The sequence below is a fragment of the Asanoa sp. NPDC050611 genome (genome assembly GCF_040654855.1).
In the GTDB taxonomy this organism is placed as follows: Bacteria; Actinomycetota; Actinomycetes; order Mycobacteriales; family Micromonosporaceae; genus Asanoa.
Window position 1 is genome coordinate 1 of record NZ_JBFAIU010000310.1, and the last position, 9,179, is coordinate 9,179.

Below are 9,179 nucleotides of genomic sequence, written 5' to 3' on the forward strand. Positions count from 1 at the left end.
GTGACGCGACCCGGCTGCCGGTGCGCGAGGGCAGCGTGCCGGCCGTGGCCTGCGTGCTCGCGCACACCGACGTGCCGGACTACGCGGCGGTGCTGCGCGAGGCCGCGCGGGTGCTCGCGCCGGGCGGCCGGTTCGTGCACGTCGGGGTGCACCCGTGCTTCGTCGGCGCGTTCGCGGACCGGTCGGTCGCGGACCTGATCACGATCAACACGCGGTACGCGGACACGGCGCGCACCTTCGACGCCTGGGCGCCGCAGGGCGTGCGGGCCCGGGTCGGCGCGTGGCACGTGCCGCTGGCCGACCTGCTCACCGCGGTCGCGGCGGCCGGCCTGCGGATCGAGGCGGTCGAGGAGTCGAGCCCGAACGGGATCGCCGACACCTTCGCCCTGCGCGCGATCAGAAGCTGAGGCACTCGCAGTTGGTCATCAGCGAGCGCACGTTGTCGACGTACCGCGGGTTGGGGATGACCAACCCGTCGTCGGTGTCGACCGCGCCCGGGCCGAAGTTGTAGGCCGCGATCACCGCGTTGAGCAGGCACAGGTCGTCATGGCTTGCGCAGTCCGCCTCGTCGACCGAGTAGTCGCCCTTGAAGTAGACGTCGCCGAAGTACTTGATCAGCCAGGCGAGGTAGTTGGCGCCGAGCGCGGCGTTGTCCTTGTAGTCCTTGATGTTGTAGTTCTTCTCGAACCGCTGGTTGACGAACGTCGCGGTGTCGGTCATGACCTGCATCAGCCCGATCCCGCCGTCGCAGGCGATGATGTTGGACTGCCAGCCGCTTTCCTGCCAGGCCGTGGCCTTGACCAGGTCCAGCGGCACCTTGAGGCTCGGCGCGCTGCTCGGCCAGTAGGTGCGGCCCGCGGCGTCGGTCAGGGCCGCCTTGACGTTGGCCCGGCTGGCCTGGGTGCCCTCGTAGCGCGGCTTGGTGCAGCCGGCGGCCGGCTTGGGCGGCGGAGGCGCGATCTTCTCGCTGGTCGTCTTGCGCGGCGGGCTCTTCTTGGTCGGCGTCGTCTTGCGGGGCGGCTTCTTCGTCGGGCTGGGCGGTGCCGTCGTCGGCGCCGCACCGAGGCCGATCTCGGCGTCGGCGTCCGCGTCGGGTTCCGGCGTCTCCTCCCAGGCGGGGGTGCTGTCGCCCTCGCCCGAGTCGACGGCCGTGTTGTCGTAGGACCCGCCGGCCTGTGGCGTCGCCTGCTGGCCGGCACAACCGGCGAGCAGCACCAGAGCGACCGCGCAGAACGCGAGCGCGCGTGACCGTCTCATCGCACACCTCCCCGTGATCCGGGGACGCTACCAGCCGGATCGCGTTCCTACCGCCCCGGTTGCGCGGTCTGTGGCGCGGTGGCCAGCCCGGCATCGCCCGGCTCGGCCAGGGCGGCGGGGGCCGGCTCGGGCACGCTTTCCGCGTACGCCGGCGGCTTCTCGGTCGTCTCGTCGTCGCGGGTGGCCCAGGCGACCATGAAGAAGAGCGTCCACATCACACCGAGCAGCACCGAGGTGGCGGTCTCGCTGGCCACGCTCCAGCCCAGGTAGAGGCGGGCGCCGGAGAGGCTGACGATGAACGCGGCCGCGACCGTCCAGAGCGCCACCCGCAGCGGCCAGCGCCGGCCGCGGGAGAGCGTCCAGGCCAGGGTGCAGAAGCCGGCGGTGACGACGGCGTTCTGGCTGGGGAACAGGCCGGAGACCGAGGAGCTGGCCGGGGTGAGGTCGCCGGCCCGGGTCAGGTCGGAGATCACCGCGAGCAGGACGAGCGGCACGAACGCGCCGGCGGTGCTGACGATCGTGACCAGGTCGCCGCGCCAGGAGCGGTGCCGCCAGGCGAGCAGGAGGGCGACCAGGCCGACCGCAAGGATCAGCCAGGAGCCCCGCAGGACGCCCAGGGTGTCGCGGGCGGCGTCGACGACCTGGTCGGTGCGGCGCAGGGCGAACCAGCTCGCGATGTTGTCGTCGACGATGCTCAGGCCGCTCTGGTCGACCGCCCACTTCATCACGAACGCGAGCCCGAAGCCGATGCCGAACAGCAGCGCCACGCCCGCGACCAGGTTGGCGATCAGTGCCCAGCCGCGGCCGACGCGCATGGTGAGCAGGAAGAAGAGCACGCCGAAGCGCTGGTTGAGCCAGCGCAGCGGTGGCAGCGCGCCGGCCCGGGCGACCAGGGCGCGGAACGGGTCGGGGTTGCGGCCCAGCCAGCGGCCCGCGATGACGATCGCGATGAGCGTGCCGAGGAGGATCAGCACGGCGCCGGTGGCCTTGCCGAAGTATTCGGAGACCGTCTCGTAGGACTCGCCCGCGATGTAGCCGACGAGCACGGACGCCCCGACGAACAGGATCACGCCGGGCGGGTTCCAGAGCCCGAAGCGGCGGTACGGCATGCCGGTGGCACCCGCGAGGCGGGGGACGAGCGTGCGGGCGAACGCGACAAACCGGGCGACCAGGATGCCCCGGCCGCCCATCTTCTGCAGCAGCCCCTCGGCCTTGGCCCAGCGTTCGGCACCGACCCGCTCGCCCCAGCGCCCCTCGCGTAGTCGGGTGCCGTAGCGGCGGCCGGCCCGGAAGGCGAGCGAGTCGCCGACCAGCCCCGCCGCCATCATCAGCACGAGCGTCAGGCGCAGGTCCAGCGTGCCCGTGTATGACAGAAAGCCGACGAGCAGCAGCGTCGCCTCGGCCGGAAAGATCAGCCCGAGCAGAACCGCTGTTTCGCCTGCGATAAGTGTGAATGCGATCACGTAGATGACGGCTGGCGGCAGATCTGCCAGCCGTGTCAGTAGATCGACCATTGCGTCCCCCGGCCCACCGAACCAGCATGCCAGTGCGTAAGGGTCCAGAAACAGGCAATAACCAGAGATCCGGGCCACCTCCGGGATACCCCGACGGGGTCCGCGCCGGCCGACCAAGGAGGATGGACGTATGCCGACCCGTTCCGATCTCCGCAATGTCGCCATCGTGGCCCACGTCGACCACGGCAAGACGACCCTTGTCGACGCGATGCTGCGGCAGGGCGGCCAGTTCCACGCCCGGGCCGAGATGACCGACCGCGTGATGGACTCGATGGACCTCGAGCGCGAGAAGGGCATCACCATTCTCGCCAAGAACACCGCCATCACGTACGCCCCGGCCGAGGGCGACCCGGTGGTCATCAACATCATCGATACGCCGGGCCACGCGGACTTCGGCGGCGAGGTCGAGCGCGGCCTGACCATGGTCGACGGCGTGGTGCTGCTGGTCGACGCGAGCGAGGGCCCGCTGCCGCAGACGCGGTTCGTGCTCCGGAAGGCCCTCGCGGCCCGGATGCCGATCATCCTCGTGATCAACAAGGTGGACCGGCCCGACGCCCGGATCAAAGAGGTCGTCGACGACACGTACGAGCTGTTCCTGGATCTCGACGCGGACGACTCGCAGATCGACTTCCCGATCGTGTACGCGTGCGCCCGGGACGGCATCGCGTCGCTGACCCAGCCGGCGGACGGGACGGTCCCGTCGGACAGCGACTCGCTCGAGCCCCTGTTCCGGACGCTGCTGGACACCATCCCGGCGCCCTCGTACGAGGAGGACGCCCCGCTCCAGGCGCACGTGACCAACCTGGACGCGTCGCCGTTCCTGGGCCGCCTGGCGCTGTGCCGGGTCCGCGAGGGCACGATCCGCAAGGGCCAGACGGTCGCCTGGTGCAAGATCGACGGCACGACCGAGCGGGTCCGGATCTCCGAGCTACTGATGACGGAGGGCCTCGAGCGTAAGCCGGCCGACTCCGCGGGCCCCGGCGACATCATGGCCGTGGCGGGCATCCCGGAGATCATGATCGGCGAGACGCTGGCGGACGCCGAGGACCCGCGCCCGCTGCCGCTGATCACGGTGGACGAGCCGGCGATCTCGATGACGATCGGCACCAACACGTCGCCGCTGGTCGGCAGGGTCAAGGGCGCGAAGGTCACGGCCCGCATGGTCAAGGACCGCCTCGACCGCGAGCTGGTCGGCAACGTGTCCCTGCGGGTGCTGCCGACCGAGCGCCCCGACGCCTGGGAGGTCCAGGGCCGCGGCGAGCTCGCCCTGGCGATCCTGGTCGAGCAGATGCGGCGGGAGTCGTACGAGTTGACCGTCGGCAAGCCCCAGGTGGTGACCCGCGAGATCGACGGGCGCACCTGCGAGCCGGTGGAGCGCCTGACGATCGACTCGCCCGAGGAGTACCTCGGCGCGATCACCCAGCTGCTGGCGACCCGCAAGGGCCGGATGGAGCAGCTGGTCAACCACGGCACGGGCTGGATCCGGATGGAGTGGCTGGTGCCGGCGCGCGGGCTGATCGGCTTCCGGACGGAGTTCCTGACGGACACCCGGGGCACGGGCATCCTGCACCACGTGTTCGAGAGCTACGAGCCGTGGTTCGGGGAGCTGCGTACGCGTGGGAACGGGTCGCTGGTCGCGGACCGGTCCGGGCCGGTGACGGGCTTCGCGATGCTCAACCTGCAGGAGCGCGGCACGCTGTTCGTGGAGCCGGGCACCGAGGTCTACGAGGGCATGATCGTGGGCGAGAACTCCCGCTCGGACGACATGGACGTCAACATCACCAAGGAAAAGAAGCTGACGAACATGCGTTCGTCCACGGCGGACGAGACGGAGAAGGTCATCCCGCCGCGGAAGCTCTCGCTGGAGCAGGCGCTGGAGTTCTGCCGCGAGGACGAGTGCGTCGAGGTGACGCCGTCCGCGGTGCGCATCCGCAAGGTGGTGCTGGACCAGACGGCCCGGGGCCGCGCGGCCGCCCGCCGCAAGCACGCCGGCTGACGACTGGTTGCCTGACGGTCACCCGATGGAGAGGTCGGCCGGCTAGGTTGCGTGCGATGAGGCGCCTTCTGGCCGCGGTCGGCCTCACCGTCGCAGCCCTGCTGTTCGCGGGCTGCCATGCTGATTCGCCGCCGCCCGCACCCACCCGTGCGGCGGGGCCCGCACCCGACGCCGCGACCGTCGCGTGCACGACGGTCGAGCGGCGCTTCAGCGAGTGGGACCAGACCGCTCCCCGGGTGGCGGCCGAGGTGGCGACCGCGACCTCGGACGAGATGGCCGAGTTCAGGATGGCCGCCGACGAATTCTTCCGGCAGGCGTCGGCCTACACCGGCGGCCCGGCCTCGGTCCTGGCCATCCTGGTCGACGACTACCGGGCCACCCTCGACATGGCCCGCCGGGCGGTCGCCGCGTCACCGCCGAACCCGGACGTGGCGAACGCGGCGGCCGAGTCGGCGAACAGGGTCCGCACGAGCTTCGCCGCGTTCGCCGCCGCGTCCGGATGTTCGTCTGCCTGAGGGCCGGCGATCACCCACGCCGGGTTGAATTCGCCTGGTGCGCTGCGCTTCAGCCTGCCGGAGGTGACGGCCGCTGAGGCGGAGCTGGACCGGTACGGGTCCGCCTCCGCCGCAGGCGAGCGGCCGTCGGCGGACGCGCTGCGCCGATCGGTCGACGAGGTCCGCGCCGCCGCCGCGTGACGCCGGCCCGCTGCGGCCGGCCCCTCCGGCTTGTCGCGACTCCGCTGCGCCGGACCGGCATGCGGTCAGGTGCCGCGGGTCGCCCGGCGCACCGCGAGCGCGACCGCGACGACGGCGAGCACCGGGACGACGAAGAACACCCACGCGGCGTCCGGGCCGAGCCTGTCCCCGACGGCCATGGCGAGCAGGACGGCGCTCGCCGCGGCGACGACCGGATAGATCTTCCAACTTGGCTTCTTCAGCACAACCCACCACCTTCCCGCTGTTGACGGACATACCCCGGGCCCGCGTCCGGTACGCCAACGCCCCGTCCTCCCGCGGCACTGGTGGACGGGGGGTTAACTCCGGGCCAACCAGAGGTTGCGCTGGCCGCGTGCGGTCGTGAGGATCGGTGGATCCGACAAAGGAGTCGTCGATGTCTGATCTTGATCGTCGCAGTTTGTTGCGCGGTGCTGCCGCTGCCGCCGGCGGTGCCGTGCTTGGTGGGCCGTTCCTCGGCTTCGTCAACCGGGAGGCCGCCGGGGCCGCTCCCAAGGACGGGGCGCCCCTCGTCGACAACATCGCTGACCTGCGGGACGGCAAGGTCCGCCTGCACGTGCCGGCGGGGTTCCAGTACCGGTCCTTTCACGACACCGAAGCGCCCGTCACGCTCGATGACGGCACCGCCCTGCCCGGGCGGCATGACGGCATGGGTGCCTTCCGGGGGCGCGACGGTGACGTCGTGCTCATCCGGAACCACGAGATCAACAACCCGGGCCCGGCGTTCGGGCCCCGCACGCCCTACGACCCCATGGCCCGCGGCGGCACGACCACCGTGCACGTCAGCGCGCACGGCGAGGTCCGCCGGGCGTACACCAGTATCAACGGCACCATGATGAACTGTTCCGGCGGCCGCATGCCCTGGGGCAGTTGGGTGACCTGCGAGGAGACCGTCAACGGGCCCGACGTAGGGCCGGACTTCACCAACGTCTCCAACGTCCCGCTGACGCAGCCCCACGGTTACGTCTTCGAGGTGCCCGTCAACGGCGAGGCGCGCGAGCCGCTCACCGCCGCCGGGCGGTTCACGCATGAGGCCGTCGCCTACGACCCGCACTCGGGCTACCTCTACCTCACCGAGGACAGCTTCGAGTTTCCCTCCGGGTTCTACCGCTACAAGCCCCGCCGCGATCCGATGCGGCTCGGGTACCTCGACAACAAGGGGCGGCTGCAGATGCTCGCCGTCCGGAAGCGGCCCAACATCCACCTCGAAGGGGCGCAGCGCCGCGGGGCCACGTACGACGTGAAATGGGTCGATATCGACGATCCGTCGCCGCGCTTCCCCTACACGCCCGGGCAGACGGCGCCGACGACCAACGACGACGCCACTGTGTACGTGCCGAAGCAGGGCTGGGAGCAGGGCGCCGCCTACTTCTCGCGGCTCGAAGGCGCCGTCTACGACGACGGGGTCGTCTATTTCACGTCCACCCAGGGCGGTGGCGAGCCCGAGACCGAGATCGGACCACACGCGACCGACGGCTACGGCAACGGATCTGGGCAGATCTGGGCCTACTACCCCAAGCACCAGGTGCTGCGCGCGGTCTACCAGTCGCCCGGGCCGGACACTCTCGACTTCCCGGACAACGTGACCACCAGCCCGCGCGGCACGCTGGTCGTCTGCGAGGACAACACCAACGACAACTACCTGCGCGGGCTGACCAGGCACGGCGAGCTGTTCGACATCGCGCTCAACCGGCTCGTCTCCAGCACCGGGACGACCCGGTTCAACGACGAGTTCGCCGGGTCAACCTTCAGTCCGGACGGGCGTACGCTCTTCGTCAACATCCAGGCGAGCGCCGGCATGACGTTCGCGATCTGGGGAGACTGGCGCAGGATCGGCGTGTGACGGTCGCGGCGGGCGGCGGCTGGGTACCGTGGGATCGTGCTCGCTCAGGTCGCGACCTTCGCCGCCGCCCGTGCGCTGCGGCTGCCGCCGTCCGTCTCCGGCAAGGTGAGCTACCGGCGCCACCAGCGGATGCGCGCCCGCGACGGTGTGGTGCTCATGACCGACCACTACGCCACGCCCAAGCCGGACGCCGGGACCGTGCTGATCCGGACGCCGTACGGGCGGGGTGGGCCGGTCACCCTGCTCGGGCGGATCATCGCCGAGCGCGGGCTGCACGCCGTGATCCAGTCGTGCCGTGGCACCTACGGCTCCGGCGGGCGCTTCGAGCCGATGCTGCACGAGCGCGAAGACGGCATCGACACGATCGACTGGCTCCGGCGCCAGCCCTGGTACAACGGGCGCCTGGCCATGTTCGGCTCCAGCTACCAGGGCTTCACCCAGTGGGCCGTGGCGCCCTACGCCGGCGACGAGCTCCGAGCGATGGTGCTGGTCTGCACGACCTCGTCGGCCCGCGACTCCACGTACGCCGGTGAGGCCTTCTCCCTCGACACCGTGCTGACCTGGGCCGAGCTGCTCGCCGCCGAGGGGCAGCCGTTCCTGACCCGGCAGGCCGAGCTCAAGCGCGGGCAGCCGAAGCTGGTACGCGGGCTGGCCACCCTGCCGCTGGAGACGGCCGACACGGTGGCCGTCGGCACGGCGGTGCCGTTCTTCCAGGAGTGGTTGCGCGAGGTCGAGCCGGACGCCGCCTACTGGGCGGACCGGGTCTTCGACACGTCCATTCCGGATGTACGCGCACCCGTCACGATGATCACCGGCTGGCACGACATCTTCCTGACGGCCCAGCTGCGGGACTATGCCGCGCTGAAGAAGGCCGGCGCTTCGCCGTCGCTGACGATCGGGCCCTGGACGCACGGGAGCCCGGGGCTGCTCGGCGCCTGGATGCGCGACGGGCTGGCGTTCCTGTGCGAGCGGATGGCCGACGACCCCGCCCCGCCCCCGCCCGGTGGCGTGCGGCTGCACGTCGCCAACGCCGGCTGGCGGGACGTGCCGAGCTGGCCGCCGCCCGGCCGGCCCGCCGAGGTGCTGCTGCGGCCCGAGGGCGGGCTGGGCGCGGAGCCGCGGCCCGGTGAGCCGTCGTCGTTCTTCTACGACCCGGCGGACCCGACGCCGTCGGTCGGCGGCGCCGTGCTCGCCGCCAACAAGGCTGGGCGGGTCGACAACCGGGCCGTCGAGGCGCGCGACGACGTGCTGGTGTTCACGGGCGCGCCGCTGGAGTCGCCGGTCGACATCGTGGGCGAGGTCGCGGCGACAATCTACGTCGGTGGCGAGCCGGAGCACTTCGACATCTTCGTGCGGCTGTGCGACGTGGACCCGCGCGGGCGGTCCTGGAACGTGTGCGACGGGCTGGTCCGGGTGGTGCCGGGGCGGTTCCCGACCGACGGGGGTGGCGCGACGCGGGTCGAGGTGCCGATGTACCCGACCGCCTACCGGTTTCGGGCCGGGCATCGCCTGCGGGTGCAGGTGTCGGGTGGGGCGCATCCGCGGTGGGCGCGGAATCCGGGAACCGGGGAGCCGTTGGGGAGCGCGGTCGCGATGCGGGCCGGGCGGCGGTGGGTCTTCCATGACGAGACACGACCGTCGGCGGTGCGGTTCACGGTAGCGACGGACTGACGGCGGCCCTTCGCGCTCACGGTGGCGTCGCCCTCCGCGCGTCGCGGTGGCGTCGTGCTTCGCGCGTCGCGGTGGGATCGCGCCCTCGCGCTCGCGGTGGGATCGCGCCCTCGCGCTCGCGGTGGCGTCGCGCTTCGCGCATCGCGGTGGGAGCGCGCCCTCGC

Annotated in this window: 8 protein-coding genes; 5 read left to right on the forward strand and 3 right to left on the reverse strand. The window is 71.7% G+C overall.

Annotated features, from left to right (window positions below):
• Window positions 1–407, forward strand: a 407-nt coding sequence (locus AB0H87_RS32775) for a methyltransferase domain-containing protein (RefSeq protein WP_360154524.1), incomplete at its 5' end; no start/stop codon positions are given.
• Here AB0H87_RS32775 and AB0H87_RS32780 read toward each other — a convergent pair.
• Together AB0H87_RS32780 and AB0H87_RS32785 are read right to left on the reverse strand one after the other, a co-directional pair.
• Window positions 397–1,257, reverse strand: a complete 861-nt coding sequence (locus AB0H87_RS32780; RefSeq protein WP_360154527.1) for a transglycosylase SLT domain-containing protein — start codon at window positions 1,255–1,257, stop codon at window positions 397–399. The genes AB0H87_RS32775 and AB0H87_RS32780 overlap by 11 nt on opposite strands.
• Before the next feature lie 47 nt (window positions 1,258–1,304).
• Window positions 1,305–2,720, reverse strand: coding sequence for a VTT domain-containing protein (locus tag AB0H87_RS32785; protein WP_360154530.1), 1,416 nt, complete (start codon window positions 2,718–2,720; stop codon window positions 1,305–1,307).
• A 181-nt stretch (window positions 2,721–2,901) separates the two neighbouring features.
• Between AB0H87_RS32785 and typA the strand changes: the two genes are divergently transcribed.
• Window positions 2,902–4,767 carry a translational GTPase TypA gene (gene typA, locus AB0H87_RS32790; RefSeq protein WP_360154533.1) on the forward strand — a complete coding sequence of 622 codons (1,866 nt, stop codon included), beginning with the start codon at window positions 2,902–2,904 and terminating at the stop codon, window positions 4,765–4,767.
• A gap of 56 nt (window positions 4,768–4,823) precedes the next feature.
• Window positions 4,824–5,282, forward strand: a complete 459-nt coding sequence (locus tag AB0H87_RS32795; protein WP_360154536.1) for a hypothetical protein — start codon at window positions 4,824–4,826, stop codon at window positions 5,280–5,282.
• A gap of 245 nt (window positions 5,283–5,527) precedes the next feature.
• Here AB0H87_RS32795 and AB0H87_RS32800 read toward each other — a convergent pair whose 3' ends face one another.
• Entirely contained in the window at window positions 5,528–5,707 is a 180-nt protein-coding gene (locus AB0H87_RS32800) for a hypothetical protein (protein ID WP_360154539.1), read from the reverse strand.
• 170 nt (window positions 5,708–5,877) lie between these two features.
• Here AB0H87_RS32800 and AB0H87_RS32805 point away from each other — a divergent pair, with 170 nt between their 5' ends.
• Window positions 5,878–7,344 carry an alkaline phosphatase PhoX gene (locus AB0H87_RS32805; RefSeq protein ID WP_360154541.1) on the forward strand — a complete coding sequence of 489 codons (1,467 nt, stop codon included), beginning with the start codon at window positions 5,878–5,880 and terminating at the stop codon, window positions 7,342–7,344.
• Window positions 7,345–7,380: 36 nt separating this feature from the next.
• Entirely contained in the window at window positions 7,381–9,015 is a 1,635-nt protein-coding gene (locus tag AB0H87_RS32810; RefSeq protein WP_360154544.1) for a CocE/NonD family hydrolase, read from the forward strand.
• Window positions 9,016–9,179 lie beyond the last annotated feature (164 nt).